The following is a 16391-nucleotide window of genomic DNA, read 5'->3' as shown; positions in this document are numbered from 1 at the left end:
AGCCCCTCCTTTCCCTTCGCAAGCGAAGCTGAGTACCCGAAGGCGATCGATAAGGTCGCCTTCGGGTACGTACGGACAACAAGGCTAGTTCTGCGCAACGACCGAAGCGCGATCCTTCATTGACAGATAGCGCCATTGGCCAAGAGCCCAGGTATAGCCGAAACCCTGAAGATCGGCCCGAGTGCAGCCCATCTCTTCGCAGATGGCAGACACCTCCCGACCTTCGTCGGTTTGTTCGGTCAGCCAAGAAAGCTGCTCTTCCTCCGCTAACGCAAGAAACTCATCCTTCGTCATGAGCAAACCCCTTTCTCATCGAGCGAGAGATCGCGCCGATTCGATGTTCCTTCCGCGACTTCTCGCAAACCATTCGCATCGAGCACCCGACCTATACCGTAAACAGCACAGCCTTACGATCGAGCTCGGACATCTCCTTCGCAAGATCTTCGATTTCCCCGTAATGCATGCAATGGGAGCAGCAGTGGAGCACGCAGCTCGGTACCTTACCCTCGGCTGTTCGATCCTCGCAGAGGTCGCACAGTTGCGTGGGAACGGGAATCCACTTGTACTCCCACGTGTCATCGTCGATCTGCCAAGGCTTATCTTCGGCGAGCTTGATACCGAACTCGCCGGTCGGAAGGTTTTTTTCCAACTTGCATGACACTTCGCAAGAGTGGCAACCCGTGCACAACAGGTAGTCGATCATGAGTCCTTTTTTAGCCATGGTAGACCTCCTCGATTCTATCGATATCCGCGGAAGGCTCTGCCTTGTATATCTTGCACATGAGACATTTGAACGGCGCGCCCCAGCCCAGTTTGCCGATGGTCTTGTACGGCACGAGATTGTTGACATTTACTTCGTACACGTCGAACAGCGAGGGCGATGAGGCGTCGCGCTCGGGGTACCACCACCCGTGCTGAGAAGCCAGAGCTCCTTCTTTCTGCCCAGGCTGCACCGAAAGCTTCATCTTGCAGCGACCGTTGTCGTTTTCAAGCCACACCCAATCCCCGTCATGCAAACCGTATCTGTCGGCATCTTTGGGGTTGATATCCACAAGCGGCCACGGCTCCACTTCGCGCAACAACGGTACATGGCGCTGCTCCGAATGGAAGTACGACCACGTACGTGCACCGGTGGATAGCACCATCGGATATTCCTCGGCGTATTCCGGCGTGGAACGCGGCGATGTCGGCGGCTCCTCGTAATAGGGCAAGGGCTCGTCGCCCCAAGCCTCAAGCATTGTAGAATACAGCTCAATGCGCCCAGTCGGCGTCATGAAGCCCGGCTGACCATCGGGGCGCAGCAGTCCCTTTTCGTATTTTCTGTACTCGTAATCGACATGGTAGCTCCCATGGTCGAACAGATCCTGCATGGTCAACGGCCGCCCGTCGGGCGTCTTCAGCGTACAGAGCTTCTGATCGTCGATGTACTCGATGTCGGTCTTGTACCTCTCCCACAGCTCAGGACGCAGGCGAGTACCCAACTCGCGCATAATGGTGATATCGGACTTCGCCTCCCCTACCGTGATCGCCTTCTTGATGGCCCCGATCCACGTGCCGCAAGCACCATAATGGGTAGCTACGTACATATCACGCTCGGCATAGGTGTTGACCGGCAAGAACAGATCGCATACGGCCTCGGCCGTCGGCGTCATAACGATATCCATCACCACGTTGAACTCGAGTTTATCCAGAGCCTTTTCCCATCGCTTGGGCAGGTTGCAGGGATTCGCAATGGCGTTCGCGCTCGTAAAGAAGCCCATATGGAATATCGAATCCTCTTTTTCCAACTCGTCGAGCACCGTGTCGGGGTGCGTGAACTGCTGCGTGCGCACCATGGCCGGGTACTCGTCGACGCCTATCATCTCGTTGATCTTGCTTTGCGGGTCGAGATCCGTGTAACCCGAACCCAAACCGCCGATATCGATCGCTCCCATGATATTGCCGCCAGGATTATCGATGTTGCCCGTGATGGCCATCATCGCCAAGCAGCAGAAACCCATCTGGATGCCGTTGGGCTTTTGATCGACGGCAAGCCCCCATTGAAGCGCCGCCGGCTTCGCCTTGGCATACATGCGCGCAGCCTCGATGATCTTCTCCTCGGGCACTTCGCAGATTTCCGCAGCTTCAGCTGGGCTCATGGTCTGCACGCGCTCGGCAAACTGATCGAAACCGAAACACCACTTCTCGACGAAATCATGGTCGTACAGATCTTCCGAGATAATAACGTTGCAGAATGCCATACCGAGCGCCGCATCGGTGCCGGGACGCACCTGCAGCCAGATTTCGGCACGAGCCGCTTCCCAGGTAAGACGGGGATCGACGACAATGAATTTCGTACCCATCGCGTACATATCGACAATCGAATGGCCCCAGAAACCATCGGGATTCGATTTCAGGGGCTCCTTGCCCCAAATGAGAATCACCTCAGGCCGCTGCCAGCGAGGATCATCGTAGCTCGTCGGGTACTGGGAGGCGTAGTCGAGCTCAGGATACGGCGCTCCGAGCACATACGACGTGCAGGCCATACGAGGGCCGTAGCACGACCAGCCTGACTGCATGTACACGATATTGGGGCTGTTGAAAACTCGGCATGACATGGTGGGACCCCAGTTCCCTGCCTCGCGACCGGTACCCACGAACGTCGCAATGGAGTTCGAGCCGTACTGCTCGGTGCAGCGCCTGACGTTCTCGACGATAAGGTCGTAAGCCTCGTCCCACGATACCTGCTCCCACGCGGAATCATCACCGCGCTTGTCCCGCGCGCGCTTCATCGGATGCAGAATCCTGTAAGGACTGTATACGTATTCCGGCAAGGACAGCATGCGAATGGGCATGGCCCCCTTGGTAATGGACTGTTCGGGATCGCCTTCGACCTTCTCCAGAATCCCGTCCTTCACGTACAAAAGCATGCCTGCGCCGGTCGGATGGTCTCCCGGAGGAGACCAGGAATTGGTTCGCGTTACGGTGTACTCCCCCTCTTGCCACGTTATCGGCGTTGTAAATGTTCCGAATGCCACTGTTCCTCCCATCTCTCGTTTGCCGGGCGGCGCGTCTTGCGGCACCGCCCGATCTTTCGTCTGCACGGCGCGCTGAGCGCGCCTGAAAGCAAACCTCTACTTCTCCGATACCCCGCCTTTGGACCAGGCCTTGTTCCTCATGTTGAAAACCGCCCACGCTATAGCAAGGATCGCAAATGCGACGGAATCGACGATCAGGCACATCGACGGGTTGTTGCCGACGATCGAGAAGACGGCGCCCATGTAGTAGGATGCGGCGAAGTTACCGAGGTTCATCGCTACCATGACAAGCGATGCCACCATGGCAAGACCCGCCTTGTTGGTGACGTTTCCGCATTCGAGGTTGACAACGGGTATAACCAGGCACCAGCCGAACCCGAATACGAGAATGCCGATGGTGAACAGGACAACCGAATTCGCATTCGCGATGATCACGTTGCCGATAAGCGTGATGACCAGAGCCGCCGCACCGGTATACCTTCCGAAAAGGCGCACGAGCTTATCCATGAGAACCGAGGACACGACACCGGCTAGCACGAACACCGAGAGCAATGTGCCCGCTATACCGGCAACGGTTGTCGGATCTTCCCCGGGTACGTTCGTCGCCATCAAGGTAGAGAAGTTCATCATAGTCGGACTGCAGACCACCTGAGCAAGCAGGAAGACGATGATGAAGAACCAAGCCGTTCCGGGAATATGGGACTTCTCTTCCGTAGTACCTTCAGCAGCCGCTTCCTCGGCAAGCGTCGGAGGCTCCTTGAAGCAGATGACGAAGATAAGAAGAGCGACGAGCGCGAGGCCGTAGGCCCAAAACGTCAGACGCCAATCGATAGCGCACAAGAATCCGCCGAGCAACGTCAGGACGACGCAGCCAGCCTGCTGCATGGCCCCACCGCGGCCGAGGTACTTCGAGCGCTCTTCCTTGTTGTTGACGATACGAAGGAAAACGGCTGCGCCGAGAGGAGACACCATACCCATGCCGAAGCCCACGAGAGCTCGGGCGATGAGAATCGAAGTAAGCGAGTCGTTCCATATTGCAGGAAGACAACCGAAAACAAGGTAAACCAACAGCGCGGCAATGCCGGCAACCTTGAAGGGGATCTTTTTGCCCGCCACGGCACCGATGAACAACGTGCCGATGATGGTCGTAAGAGACGGTAAGCTCTGAATCAAGCTGATCGTGACCGGATCGGCATCGGGAAACGCCGCACCGAACGCTGCCAGAGCGGGTGTAACCGCACCAGCACCCGCAACCATGATATAGAGAGCGTAGACACCCCAGGCCTCTTTCATGTTCAGGGCCTTAACTATACTTGACATATAACCCTCCTTAGCTGTTTGCAATCATTTTTTGCGACATCAGGTCGCATTACGCGTACCAGCTACTCTGTTGTCGATTTCCTCCTTTCTTGCACCGTCTTGAGAAGAGCGAATAGAGCCACGGCAACGGCTGCAACAATGAATATCCCTGCCGTAAAGCCGAATAAGGCGCGCTCGGATGAAAAACCCAAAGCACCGACCAGCATCATGTAGTACGGGGTAAAGATCTGCCCCCCGAGCTGGAAGATGCACATCATGGTCATCCCAAGCGTTTTTCGCGTGTCGGGGGCAACGATCGACATCGCCGACATGAAATACGGATTGATGGTGCCCATGCAGAATCCCAGCAAAACCATGCCGGCGAATACGGCCGGTATGCTCTCGGCCACCGAAAGCGTAATGAACGCAGCACCCGCGAAGCAAAAGGAGACAACCGGCGCAAACCGCTTCAGTTTTTCGAGATACGCCGCGAAAAAGAGGCTGATAAGAAACGAGGCGCAGGTCATGCACGACACACCCGTTCCGCTGTCGGCAGAGGTTCCAAGGCCGTTGAGCTCAACGAACAAGGACAGCTTGAAGGTGGCCACCATCGCAAGCACCATGAAAAGAAGCATGCTTATGCCGACAAACCACATTTTCCAATTCAGAGGCTCCTTGCTGAGACCCTTGTCGGCCGCCTCCTTCTTTTCGGGCTTGAAGTTGGGCAGATAGATCGCCTGAAGCACCAAGATGGGGACAAAGATCAGATAGAACAGGAAGGCGAGCTTCCAGTTGACAAGCGCCACCCAACCAGCCGCCATACTCAAAGTAAACGACAGGAGCGACCCGCATGCGTTCATCCAGCCGAGCATCTGGTTCTTCTCGTGCTCGCTGAATAGGTATGCAATCGATGACGGCACAAGCGGGAATGCGATGCCCGCCCCTATACCGAGAATCGCTCGGGTTAGCACCAAGACACCCATGTTCGGCGCAAACATCGCCGAGAGGCCGGCGAGCATGAACAGCAACGTGCCGAACATGATGAGCTTCTTTTTATTGAAGTAGCGGGCAAGAACGCTCGAGCACAGCATGGCGGGCAACATGGTCATCGCCGTCACCGACATCGCCTGATCGAGCATAAGCTCGGTCGCATCGGGATACGCCACCGCAATACTTGCCAACAAGGGAGATATGAGGGCCGTTTGCACCATTCCGTCATCGCCGCTGAGCAGCAGCGAGAGCTTGGCACCCACTTTCGATTTCCGGCCTTTGCCCCACTGTGATTCATCTTGCTTGCGAGCGTAGTCCATCGATACCCCCTTGTACGATTTCCACCATCAGTTCAGATCAATCGAATGCGAAACCACTCGCATCCGCTTCGCCCCCGCATCTGCAGAGCAGCTGCCCATCCCAAAGCGAAATGCGCTAAAAACTCGGAGTTTCACCTGTTCAAAGTACCGTTTAATCCAGTTTGAGGATTGTCCGCATTCCAGCCTCGCCGCTGCACCCTACCTTCTCAAAATCTCAGAACCCGAACCATTATCGGGGAGTATGCATTCCGCCCCCAAGTCCATTTCATACCATTGGTATGAGGCTCCTTTCGAACGTGCAAACCACCGGACGAGGGACAGCATCAAGCGCCGTTGATACGATGCAGCCAGAAACCGAATCCGGTTATCTCGCACGTAATCCATGCCTACCGAAAGGAGAATGCCATGTGCTTCAGACCTGCCGCGATATCCGCCGACAAGACATGCCCCGCATGCGGAGCAACATGCCAGCCCAATGAAACAGTATGCCCCGAATGCGGGGCAGAACTCCCGGCAAGCGCAATGCCCGTCCCAAACGTTGGCGCTCCGGGCGCACCCGGCACCCCCAGCGCTCCCGGAGCCCCAGGAGCCCCGAAGGCCCCAGGAAGCCCCCAAGCCCCTAAGGCTCCTGGCAGCAAATAGGCAGACGGCTTCCAAACGCGTCTCAGAGCATGCGTTTGGGGCTTGCATAGCTAAGCGACGAACAAGAGGAGAAGGAAGTGAGACGATGACTAAGAAGTATTTGGAGGGGAACCAATACAACCCCGACATCTACCGCAGCGATCTCGACCATTGGCAAGAGGGCGACTATACCGTCTACCGCACTACGCAGTGGACGGCGCCGGGATGCCATGACGGCTGCGGCATATTGGCCTACGTAAACAAAGAGGGCAAGCTCGAGAAGATCGAAGGCGACCCCGCCAACGGGTACAGCCGCGGAGCCCTGTGCATGCGATGCCTCGATATCGTTGAGGCCATGTATGCAGAAGACCGCCTGAAGTATCCCATGAAGCGCGCCTACGAAGACCGCGGGAAAGACAAGTGGGAGCGCATCAGCTGGGACGAGGCATTCGATCTCATCGAGGAGAAGGTTCGGTATTTCCAGGAAACGTACGGAAGCGGATCGATCGTCGTGCAGCAGGGAACCGGACGCAATACCACGTTCTTCCACTCCACCGCTCTGTGCTACGTCGGCTTCAACAGCCCATCCGACACGGGAGGATTCCTTTCGGGCAGCTCCTGCTATGGACCGCGCGCTTCGGTTATGGCCCTCATGGCTGGGTGCTTTATCATATCCGACATGTCGCAAGCCCTGCCCGAGCGCTTCGATTCTCCCGACTACGTACTCCCCGAATGCATCCTCATTTGGGGCAACAGCCCGCTCGTATCGAACCCCGACGGCTTTTTGGGCCATTGGATCGTCGAAGCCATGAAACGCGGCAGCGAGCTTGTTGTCGTAGATCCGCGCCTTACGTGGCTGGCGGCAAAAGCCAAGTACTGGCTGCCCCTGCGCCCCGCAACCGACGCCGCTTTAGCCATGGCTATTGCAAACGTCATCGATGAGGAAGATTTGATAGACCACGAGTTCATCGATTGCTGGAGCTACGGCTACGAAACCTTCATCGAGGGATGCCGTACCATGAGCGTTGAGCAGGCAGCTGAAATCTGCTGCCTCGACGCCGAAGACATTCGCGCTGCCGCACGGTTCATCGGGTCCGCCAAGCCATGTTCTCTGCAATGGGGGCTCAAACTCGACCAACAGGTTTCCGCTACTCCCGCCGGTCAAGCCATTATGGGGATCGTCGGCATGACGGGCAACATCGATGTGCCCGGCGGCAATCTGCTCATGGTCGATCACGCCTTCAATCTTGCGCTTTCCACGGGAAGCAACTGGCGCTTCGTTCCCGAAGACCAACGCAAGATGATCCTCGGGAACAACCGCTATCCCATGCACGCGCAAGGCGATGTCGGCAATATGGCGCAAGAAGATGTGGTTTTGGAGACGCTCGAATCCGATGGCAAGCTCAACGACGTCGGAAAAGACTTCCCCTTGAAAATGTTCGTACTTTACTCCACCAATCCCATCAGTAACATGGCCACCGAGGCTCCTCGTATCTACGACGCCATGGTGAATCATTCCGAGTTCAACGTCGACATCAACTACGTGCTTACGCCTTCGGCCATGGCATACTGCGAACTCGTTCTGCCCATCGCCATGGGTCCGGAGCGCAACTCGCTGCGCGCATGGTGGTGGCCCCTGCGAGTCATCCGCAAAGCGTCCGATCGCTACTACGAATGCAAAACCGACGAGGAGCTGGTTGCCGAGCTCTGCAACCGCCTGAATCCCGATAGCCCCATACCCAGCAACGACATCGACTGGATGAACCAGATCCTCTCCGAATCGAACACCGATCTCACCTTCGACGAACTTACAAAGAAGGTTATCGTATGGCCCGATTGGCATTACAAGAAATACGAAACCGGCGAAGTGCGCTACGATGGCCAACCCGGCTTCAACACCTACACGGGTCGCTTCGAATTTACACCCGTGCTGTTCCAGCAGTTCAACCTGCCGCTCGCCCCCTATTACGAGGAGCCGCGCGAAAGCCCGGTATCCACACCCGATCTGGCCGAAGAGTACCCGCTCATCCTTATGACCGGACGCCGCTCGTGGGAGTTCTTCCATTCCGAGCATCGCAACCTCGAAACCATGCGTGAATTCCATCCTGACCCCATCGTTGAAATCTCGCCTGAACTGGCCGAGGAGCAAGAAGTTCAAGACGGCGACTGGGTATGGATCGAGAACCATCGCGGCAGGTGTCGTCAGCGGGCGAAAATCACTCCGGGCCTCAACCCGCGCTACGTCATGAGCGAGCATGGCTGGTGGTTCCCCGAAGGCGACCGCGAGCGTCTGTTCGGCGTATTCGACTCGAACATCAACAATCTGACCACGCAAAGCAACATCGGGCAATCGGGATACGGGGCGCCCTACAACGGCCTCCTATGCAAGATATACAAATGCACCGAATCCAACAGCGAAGTTCTTCCTACCGAACAAGTGACAGAGAAAGGGGGCTGGAGCTATGAGCGCAACCATCTCGAATTCTAATCAGGGCCTCATCGTACAGTACGATTTCTGCACCGGCTGCCATGCCTGCGAAGTAGCCTGCAAAAAGGAGCGCGGACTCGACAAAGGCGAGTTCGGCATCAAGGTAATGGAATACGGCCCGGCAAAGAAGCCCGATGGGCGTTGGGACTACTTCTTCATCCCCGTACCAACCGACCTGTGCGACCTATGCGCCGACCGTACAAGCATGGGCAAGCTACCCGCCTGCGTGCACAACTGCCAAGCGAAAGTCATGGAATACGGCGACGTTGAAGAGCTCGCGAAGAAGATGACCTACATCAAGAAGTGCGTACTGTTTGCTCCAGGGGAAAAGGACTAAAATCGTCCGGTATGCTCAGCTGCTGAGCATACCGGACAAAGGCTTGCGTTTTCCTCAAGACGTACGCAAGGGGGCGATCGCAGCGCGATCGCCCCCTTGCTTTAACGGGCTCTATCGGCTCGAGAGCGAACAGGCTAAATCCTCATCGATAAACCCCCATCAGCACATGGTATACTTACTGCCTGCAATTCGAGGCATCGCGCCATATCTTGCAACACAGAGCGGGGGTCCTGTGACAGATTCGTCCACACAAGATATCGACTTTTCTCCAGCGACGGGGGCCAACCTTCCATCGGTCACCATGAATATGCTGCTCGATCTACTTACACAATCGGATATCCTCTATAAGCCGGCCCCCCTACCCCGAAAAAGCTTTCGATGGTTTGCCGCGGTTTCTCGCGAAAACGTCGATTGCGCGGCACCCTCGAACATTGCAGATGCCCACCTGCTGTTCGTGTGCGGCGAAGACGAGGCCGAGGCACTGCTTCGGGAAAAGCCCACCGCATTCGTACTCGTCCTTGCCGGAAAAAAAGAGCAGGGCACTGAAGCACCCCCCCCCGAGGACTGCCGAGCTGAAAAAGGTTTTTCCTCGAAACCCTATCGCGACCGCATGATAGTTATCCGGCAGCAAAGTCGGTTCGCCTATTTCATCTTCAAGCTGCAGTCGTATTTCACCCAGTTGCTCATCTGGCAAAACGAGCTTGATCGCATAGTCGCCTGCCGTGGAACGCTCACCGAAATGCTCGATGCAAGCACCACGGTGATCAAGAACTTCATGTTCGTTTCCGATAATAGCTTTAACGTTATCGCCCGAACTTCCAACATCGAACCGCCCGATAACCTGCACCGCCTAATCATCGAAACAGGTTGTCTGACGCCGCAAATGATCGAAGAGAAGCGACATCGCCTTTCCGAAAAAGATTATTACATCAAACCCCCGTCCGACCTGACGCCCTACGCGCGCCTGTCGCGCCCCTTGTATCTGAACCACACCTACTTTGGATCCCTGTCCATGTCGTGCAACGCCACACCGTTGACCGAAGGGCTTAAAGACCTGTTCGGCATATTGGCCCGGCACATCATGCCTCTGTGCGAAATGCTGTGGCGCACGCAGGTGAAGCTGAACGTCCCGCATTATTTCTTCTTCTCTAAGATGCTCGAACACGCAGAGGTGACCGACGAATACGTACGCTCGCAGATGGAACTCGCCCACCTCGCCGATGACACGGAGTTCAAACTCATCGTCATGGAAGTGGACGGGGAAACAGAACCCGACCACGCCGCGCGGGCGATACGCGCGGCAATCGGCATCAACAAAGGTGACGTGTTTTGCTTCCCCTACCAGAACGCCACGCTCGTGCTGTGCCACACGCCGCCGAGCGACAGCATGCTCTCCCACATCAAAACCATAGAAGACCTGAGCAAACGCATCTACCAGCCACTGGGCATCATAAGCGGCGTCTCAGAGGTGTTCACCGGTATCACCAACCTTGATCTGGCTTACCGCCAGGCGAAAATTGCGCTGGGGCTCAAAAACACCATCAGCAGCGAGCAGTTCGCCTCGGAGCATGAAGCGAGCAAGGGTGTCTATCTGTTCGGTGACGCCCTGCTCTATTTTCTCGTCGACCCAAGCGACAAAGACGCACGCTTTATGAGCTTCTGCTTCCAGCACACCATTCTGGAGAAAATCTACGAGGAAGACCAACAAAACGATACGAACTACCTGGCTTTGTTCTGGTTCTACCTGTATTACGGGCGAAACGCCACGGCGGTGGCGCAGCGGCTGTACATGCATCGCAACACCGTGCTGTACCACATTGAGAAGCTGCAGAAACGCTTTGACTTCGACCTCTCCTGGCGCACGGCGCGCGACCGCATGATGCTCGATTTCAAGGTGTTCTTCCTGACCATGAGCCACGAGTCCATCGAGAAGATATTCATCGATGTCCAAGACGACGCAGGCGGAAACAAGGCGTAAGCGCGGCGGCGAAAGGTATTTGGGAATGGATTCCTACCACGGTTTCGCGGGCTGGTCACCCTTCACGGTGGCCAGCGGAATGCACGAGCGCATCAGGAGCACCCACAGCACGATGCCCACCGCAAGGGCGACCATAGTGGTGACGCTCAAAGCCGTGATGTAGTCGGGCCACGGCAAGAGCGGCATGAGCATGCCCATAGAGCCTATGACGCCGCGAATGAAGCTGATGAGAGCAGACGCAGAACCTGTGTCGCTTTTCTGCTGTTCAAGCAGAATGTTGGTGGAATACGGCCGCACACACGCCTGCATGATAGGCACCACCATGCTCACCAGGCAGAACGCCAGAAACCCACAGCGGCCTACCGTGGCCAGCAGCACGCCTCCCACAAAACCCAGCACGAGGGCGCCCGTAGTGAACAGCTTCACGCCCGTGCGCTTTGAAATGGCCGCATAGAGCGCCGGCCCCGCCACGCCTACAAGCGCCGCAGCGGAAAAGCACAGGCTGTAGCTCATCTCGCCTAAACCATAGATACCCATGTACACATACGATGCCACGGCGATGTAGGCCATGAAACTCATTTCAAGACAACTCACAGCAACGAGGAACACCATGAAACCCTTGTTGCGCGCTACTGCCGCCAAGCGGCCCAAGACCACACCCGCACCGCCGCGCACCCTTCCCTCGTCGGAAATGGTCTCCTCGAACGCAAGCGAGGCCGCAAACGCCGCAACACCCACAACGGTAAGCGCCCAGAATGACGCACGCCAACCGAGCGAGCTGATAATGACCGCGCCCAGCAGCGGCGCCACCACGGGGCCAATGACAAAGAGCACCTGCATGATACCCAATACGGTGCCGCGATGGGCGGCGTCGAACGCGTCTTTCACCACAGCCATGCTCACTGAGGACGCACCCCCTGCTCCCAGCCCTTGCAGCACACGGGCGAACACGAACACCTCCACAGTGGGAGAAAGCGCACATAGCAGACTTCCGACGACATAGAGCGCATAGCTTGCGACGAACGCGGGCCTACGTCCGAAACGATCGCTTATCGGCCCGAACACGAGCATACCCAGCGTGAAGCAGACGAAGAATCCCGAAAGCGTGAGGTTCACCATATCGGGCGTAGTGGAAAAGTAACCCGCCATGTAGGGCACAGCCGGCGTGTACATGTCAAGCGAAAGCGGCGTCATGAACGACGACACAGCCAGAAGCGCCATGAGCCCGCCGATGCGCAAGCGCCGTTGCGGGGCAACGAGCCATTCTCCCACGTGTGGCAGTGCCATGTTCAGCCTTCCTCCCGTACCCGTAGTGTTCTTTTCTCCCTCAGCTCGCAGGGAGCCTCCGCGTACGGAGGCTCCCTGCGGCTGGCATGCAACACGTCAACCCATGTAAAACGTTTTTGCTGCGACGCCGCTCGCAGACGGCGAGCGCCCGCCGGCAAACCGTGCGCTATTGCTCTTGTTCGCCTTCGACAGCAGCTCGGTCATCAGCAATCTTGCCGGCAACGCTGGAGCGCACATTCGGGAACAGGAACAGCGAGAGCACTGCGACCACGCACAACACAGCGGTGGCCACGTAGATTCCCTGGTAGTACACCACGCCGTCGACCGCACCCGTCGCCGCGATGGCAATGGGCGAAATAACGTAGGAGGCAAGCAGGAACATGCCGAAGTTCTGGAACGTCGCCTGAATGCCGCCCACAACGCCGTAATGCTCGGGCTTGACCGAAGGCAGAAGCGTCGGCAGCATCTTCGTGAACGGCATGACGCATGCCATAAGCAGCGGTTGCACGCAGAAGATGATCCATGTAGCCGAGCCGTACGGAAGGAAGAACACGATGGCGAAGCAGATGGCGGTACCCACCAGGCAGATGATGAACGGTACGCGCATGTTTTTGAACAGCTTAGCGAAGACCACCGGCAGCGCCATGGAGGCGACGCACGCAATAACCGTGTTGAGAGTGGACATATCGCCCGCAATGCCCGTCAGAGACGGATCGCCCATAAGCGTCGTCACAGCGGCCACCATGTAGGAGCCGTTTACGTTGGTCATGCCGAACACGAGAAACGCCGTGATGGCGATGGCCCACACGTACTTGTCTTTGACAACCTCGCGCATGTACTGACCCACCGGCTCGCTGGACCGCACTTCCCCGTCGGGATGCTTGCGATACACCGCAAACCAAGCAACGAGCCCGAACACGATGAGTCCGAAGCTCAACCACCAGCCTTCTTGAACGCTCTCCAAGTGCGAGCCTACCCAGATGGCCAAGGCGGCACCAGCCGACATGCCAGCGGTGTACACGCCCATGGCGAACGAATTCGCCGTGCCGGGAAACCACGTGCGCAAAAGCTTCGCCGAATTGGCGTTCAGCGCAGCGACGCCCGTACCCATAAAAAAGCTGGAAATGAACAGCGGCCAGTACTCAGTGGTGAAGCAACGCGCCAACGCGCCCAAGGCCGCGATGGCGAACGCCACAAGGAATACCTTGTTCAAGCCGACGCGGTCGGCCAGCACACCACCGGCGACGCAGAACAGCACGCCGGAAAAATACGGAATGGACATGATCATAGAGAACATCATCGGCTCGCACTGGTACTGCTGCATGACCATAACAGCCGCGCCACCCGGCAGAATGAACGCGAACTGCAAGCCGATGAGCAGGATCGTCATCCCTATCAAGATTGCCCAGCGCCACGGATAGAGCTTTTCCTCTTGCATAGAACCCCCTGTCTTCGAAATTCTTCGAAATTTCCTTCGCAATCGGCTCGCGGCGAGCCTTCCCCTCGAGGGCGCTTGCAGGCTCTTGCCAGCGCAGACCCTAGCAAAACCCCCGGCAAACGCGCCGTTGGCCCAGCGCGTTTATTGTATGGAGCGCGCTCATGCGGCTTCTATGGAGATTGCCCCTAAACCTCCGTTCTTTTTTTGGAGCAATCTCCATAGAAGGCAAATTCAGCCGTTTCCTATACTTTTGAAAATTGGCTTTGCCAATCAGAAAACACAGGATCAAAAGGAGAGTTCAATGGGAGAGAAAAGCAAGACCGGCAATGCCTGGTTGAATTTCATTCTCATCTTCATCATGGGAGCGATTTTCGCCATCGGCTTTTTCAAGGTTCCGCCTGCCATGGGCAGCCTCATGGAGTACTTCCAGTGCGGCCTGGGCGAGGCTGGCTGGTTCATGTCGGCTTGTTCGGTGGCCGGCACCATCATCGCGTTCGTCACCGGCGCCATCCAGACCAAGATCGGCCCGAAGGGCATGCTGATCGCCGCGCTCGTGTGCATGGCGCTTGACTCACTCGTTGGCGTGCTGGCGCCGAATGTGGAAGTGTTCATCATTTCGCGCTTCATCGGCGGCTTGGGCAACGGCTTTTTGGCCACGGCAGGCCCCACGCTCATCACGCTTCTGTTCAAGGATCCCAGCAAGCGCGGCATCCCGAACTCCATCTGGGCATGCTGGACCGCTGCAGGCTCCCTGATCATGCTGAACTCCTACGCATTCATCTTGAGCGCAACGGGCGGCTGGCAGGGCGTCTGGTGGGTGTGCCTGGCCATCGTGGTGATCGGCCTTTTGCTCACCGTCTTCTGCATCCGCATCGACCATGCTGAGGAAATGGCCATGGTGGCGGCCGGCGGCGACGTAAAGCCGTGGGCGGGCCTCACGTCTTTGAACTCGTGGCTGCTCGTCATCGTGTTCGCCTGCTTCGCCTTCATCTTCTCAGTGTGGTCGGCCATGGCGCCCACCTATCTGCAGACCCCGCTCGTAGGCATGGACATGGCCGCCGCCAATTCGGTGTCGTCCATCACCACCGTCACGGGCATCGTGGGCTCGCTCATCATCGGCGTGGTACTGAGCAAGGTCAAGAACCAGCCGCTCGTACTGGTGGGAACCATGGTGCTATGCACGGTTGCCGGCATCATCCAGTTCATCTTCACCGGCCAGGCCGCGATTATCGTCGTCGCCGTGTTGGTAGGCCTGTTCACCAACATCGTGCCGCCGGCGCTGTTCTCCAACGCGCAGTGGGCCGCAAAGACCCCTGCCGGCGTGGCGCTGGTCATGGCCGCGCTGCCCATCGGGTCCAATTTCGGCGGCATCCCTGCGGCCCCCATCGCGGGCGCCATCGTGGAATCCACTGGCAGCTGGGCCATGGTGGCCGCTCCTTTGGGCATCGTGGGCGCCATCGGCCTGGTGTGCTCCATCGTCTTCATGGTGCGCTGCGGCAAGTACGCCGTGGAGTCCCAGAGCAAGTAAACCCATTTCGGCCGGCACGCAAGGGCATCGCATGGCGCGTGCCGGCCCGATTCGTCTCTTCTCGTGGCGAATCAGACAGCAAAGGGGCGGTGCGACGTCCCCGCCCATATCCCACCTCGCGGGATGGGATATGGGGCAAAAACCGTCTGGAAACAACGCGATTCAGAATAGGAGGAAACGCATGGATGATAATAGCCAACGCGTGCTCATCGAATACAAGGGCATGTTGGAAGACGGCACCGTTTTCGACTCAAGCGAGGAAAACGGCCCGATGGACATCACCATTGGAGCCGGACAGGTGATCAAGGGCATCGACGAAGCCCTTGCAGAAATGGAAGTCGGCGAAACGCGCACAGTCACCATCCCCTGCGAAAAGGCTTTCGGGCGCTACAGCGAATTCAACGTTCAGAAGCGCGATCTGCGCTACGTTCCCAACGCGGACGAACTGCCCGTTGGACAGCGGATATCCTTCACAGGCCCCGGGGGGCAGAAGGTTTCCGCGCTGGTTCAGAAAATCGAAGACGGCTATGTTTTCCTCGACTTCAACAACAAGCTCGCCGGAAAAACGCTGATCTACGACTTGAAGATCGCCGAAGTCCTTCCGAAGAAGACACGCCGCACACCCCTCTCAAACTACGGCGCTATGGCACGGACGGCAAGTACCCGCCCCGTTTCCGAAGTACCGGTGTTCAACAATTTCCTCAACAACCTCGGTATTTCGCCCGAGGACATAGACCAGCGCTACGAGGCTCTTGAAAAAGGGGCCGGAGAATCGGCGTAGATGTCGATTCTTTACCATCTGGATACAAGAAGGCAGGTGCAACGCTTGGTTCGGTTTGTCTTCTTGTCATCATAGTAGGTGCCAAGACGATTTCGTTTTGGATGTCAGTTGAAAAAGAAAGGTATTCTCATGTGTTTTAGACCATCAGGTATCAGCTTGCCAAAAAAATGCCCCGAGTGCGGGGCTATTAACGACTCTGATCGGGAAAAATGCGAGCAATGCGGCGCCGACCTGCCCGAAGCTGCCATGCCCGGCGCCCCTGCAGCTCCCGGCGCCCCTGCAGCTCCCGGCGCCCCTGCGGCTCCCA

General features: G+C 57.3%; 12 protein-coding genes. 5 read left to right on the top strand and 7 right to left on the bottom strand.

Annotation, left to right across the window (positions count from 1 at the left end; genetic code table 11):
• Positions 1 to 84: 84 nt before the first annotated feature.
• The 5 genes from C1722_RS01495 to C1722_RS01475 all read right to left on the bottom strand — a co-directional run bounded on the left by C1722_RS01495 (position 85) and on the right by C1722_RS01475 (position 5626).
• Positions 85 to 294 (bottom strand): hypothetical protein, encoded by a 210-nt coding sequence (locus C1722_RS01495; protein WP_102377697.1) that lies wholly within the window; start codon positions 292 to 294, stop codon positions 85 to 87.
• Positions 295 to 385: 91 nt separating this feature from the next.
• Complete coding sequence (locus C1722_RS01490) at positions 386 to 721, bottom strand: 4Fe-4S dicluster domain-containing protein (protein ID WP_102377696.1); 336 nt, start codon at positions 719 to 721, stop codon at positions 386 to 388.
• Entirely contained in the window at positions 714 to 3017 is a 2304-nt protein-coding gene (locus tag C1722_RS01485) for a molybdopterin-dependent oxidoreductase (protein ID WP_244386003.1), read from the bottom strand. Before C1722_RS01485 ends, C1722_RS01490 begins: the two co-directional genes overlap by 8 nt.
• Positions 3018 to 3113: 96 nt before the next feature.
• The gene (locus tag C1722_RS01480) at positions 3114 to 4337 is read right to left on the bottom strand and encodes an MFS transporter (protein ID WP_102377694.1); all 1224 of its coding nucleotides are present in this window, start codon (positions 4335 to 4337) and stop codon (positions 3114 to 3116) included.
• Between the two features lie 62 nt (positions 4338 to 4399).
• Positions 4400 to 5626 (bottom strand): MFS transporter, encoded by a 1227-nt coding sequence (locus C1722_RS01475; RefSeq protein ID WP_102377693.1) that lies wholly within the window; start codon positions 5624 to 5626, stop codon positions 4400 to 4402.
• Between the two features lie 727 nt (positions 5627 to 6353).
• On the opposite strand from C1722_RS01475, the gene C1722_RS01465 reads away from it, so the two are divergent.
• From C1722_RS01465 to C1722_RS01455, 3 genes are all read left to right on the top strand, one after another.
• Entirely contained in the window at positions 6354 to 8735 is a 2382-nt protein-coding gene (locus tag C1722_RS01465; RefSeq protein ID WP_102377691.1) for a molybdopterin-dependent oxidoreductase, read from the top strand.
• On the top strand, positions 8710 to 9072 hold the full coding sequence (locus C1722_RS01460; protein WP_102377690.1) for a 4Fe-4S dicluster domain-containing protein: 363 nt from the start codon (positions 8710 to 8712) through the stop codon (positions 9070 to 9072). The genes C1722_RS01465 and C1722_RS01460 overlap by 26 nt, the downstream gene beginning before the upstream one ends.
• Before the next feature lie 232 nt (positions 9073 to 9304).
• Positions 9305 to 11050, top strand: coding sequence for a PucR family transcriptional regulator (locus C1722_RS01455; protein ID WP_219724266.1), 1746 nt, complete (start codon positions 9305 to 9307; stop codon positions 11048 to 11050).
• Between the two features lie 33 nt (positions 11051 to 11083).
• On the opposite strand, the gene C1722_RS01450 is transcribed toward C1722_RS01455, so the two are convergent.
• Complete coding sequence (locus C1722_RS01450; protein ID WP_102377688.1) at positions 11084 to 12337, bottom strand: Bcr/CflA family efflux MFS transporter; 1254 nt, start codon at positions 12335 to 12337, stop codon at positions 11084 to 11086.
• A 166-nt stretch (positions 12338 to 12503) separates the two neighbouring features.
• Positions 12504 to 13775 carry an MFS transporter gene (locus C1722_RS01445; RefSeq protein WP_102377687.1) on the bottom strand — a complete coding sequence of 424 codons (1272 nt, stop codon included), beginning with the start codon at positions 13773 to 13775 and terminating at the stop codon, positions 12504 to 12506.
• Positions 13776 to 14076: 301 nt separating this feature from the next.
• Between C1722_RS01445 and C1722_RS01440 the strand changes: the two genes are divergently transcribed.
• Together C1722_RS01440 and C1722_RS01435 are read left to right on the top strand one after the other, a co-directional pair.
• Positions 14077 to 15303 carry an MFS transporter gene (locus C1722_RS01440; protein WP_180994983.1) on the top strand — a complete coding sequence of 409 codons (1227 nt, stop codon included), beginning with the start codon at positions 14077 to 14079 and terminating at the stop codon, positions 15301 to 15303.
• A 181-nt stretch (positions 15304 to 15484) separates the two neighbouring features.
• The gene (locus C1722_RS01435) at positions 15485 to 16084 is read left to right on the top strand and encodes an FKBP-type peptidyl-prolyl cis-trans isomerase (RefSeq protein ID WP_180994982.1); all 600 of its coding nucleotides are present in this window, start codon (positions 15485 to 15487) and stop codon (positions 16082 to 16084) included.
• Positions 16085 to 16391 lie beyond the last annotated feature (307 nt).

This window comes from Raoultibacter timonensis (genome assembly GCF_900240215.1).
GTDB classification, from domain to species: domain Bacteria; phylum Actinomycetota; class Coriobacteriia; order Coriobacteriales; family Eggerthellaceae; genus Raoultibacter; species Raoultibacter timonensis.
This window is presented reverse-complemented; position numbering and strand designations above follow the sequence as displayed.

Bases quoted from the DNA above. Each gene is read 5' to 3' on its own strand.
- C1722_RS01480 (WP_102377694.1), bottom strand. From the start codon at position 4,337: ATGTCAAGTATAGTTAAGGCCCTGAACATGAAAGAGGCCTGGGGTGTC.
- C1722_RS01445 (WP_102377687.1), bottom strand. From the start codon at position 13,775: ATGCAAGAGGAAAAGCTCTATCCGTGGCGCTGGGCAATCTTGATAGGG.
- C1722_RS01495 (WP_102377697.1), bottom strand. From the start codon at position 294: ATGACGAAGGATGAGTTTCTTGCGTTAGCGGAGGAAGAGCAGCTTTCT.
- C1722_RS01440 (WP_180994983.1), top strand. From the start codon at position 14,077: ATGGGAGAGAAAAGCAAGACCGGCAATGCCTGGTTGAATTTCATTCTC.
- C1722_RS01450 (WP_102377688.1), bottom strand. From the start codon at position 12,337: ATGGCACTGCCACACGTGGGAGAATGGCTCGTTGCCCCGCAACGGCGC.
- C1722_RS01435 (WP_180994982.1), top strand. From the start codon at position 15,485: ATGGATGATAATAGCCAACGCGTGCTCATCGAATACAAGGGCATGTTG.
- C1722_RS01475 (WP_102377693.1), bottom strand. From the start codon at position 5,626: ATGGACTACGCTCGCAAGCAAGATGAATCACAGTGGGGCAAAGGCCGG.
- C1722_RS01490 (WP_102377696.1), bottom strand. From the start codon at position 721: ATGGCTAAAAAAGGACTCATGATCGACTACCTGTTGTGCACGGGTTGC.
- C1722_RS01465 (WP_102377691.1), top strand. From the start codon at position 6,354: ATGACTAAGAAGTATTTGGAGGGGAACCAATACAACCCCGACATCTAC.
- C1722_RS01460 (WP_102377690.1), top strand. From the start codon at position 8,710: ATGAGCGCAACCATCTCGAATTCTAATCAGGGCCTCATCGTACAGTAC.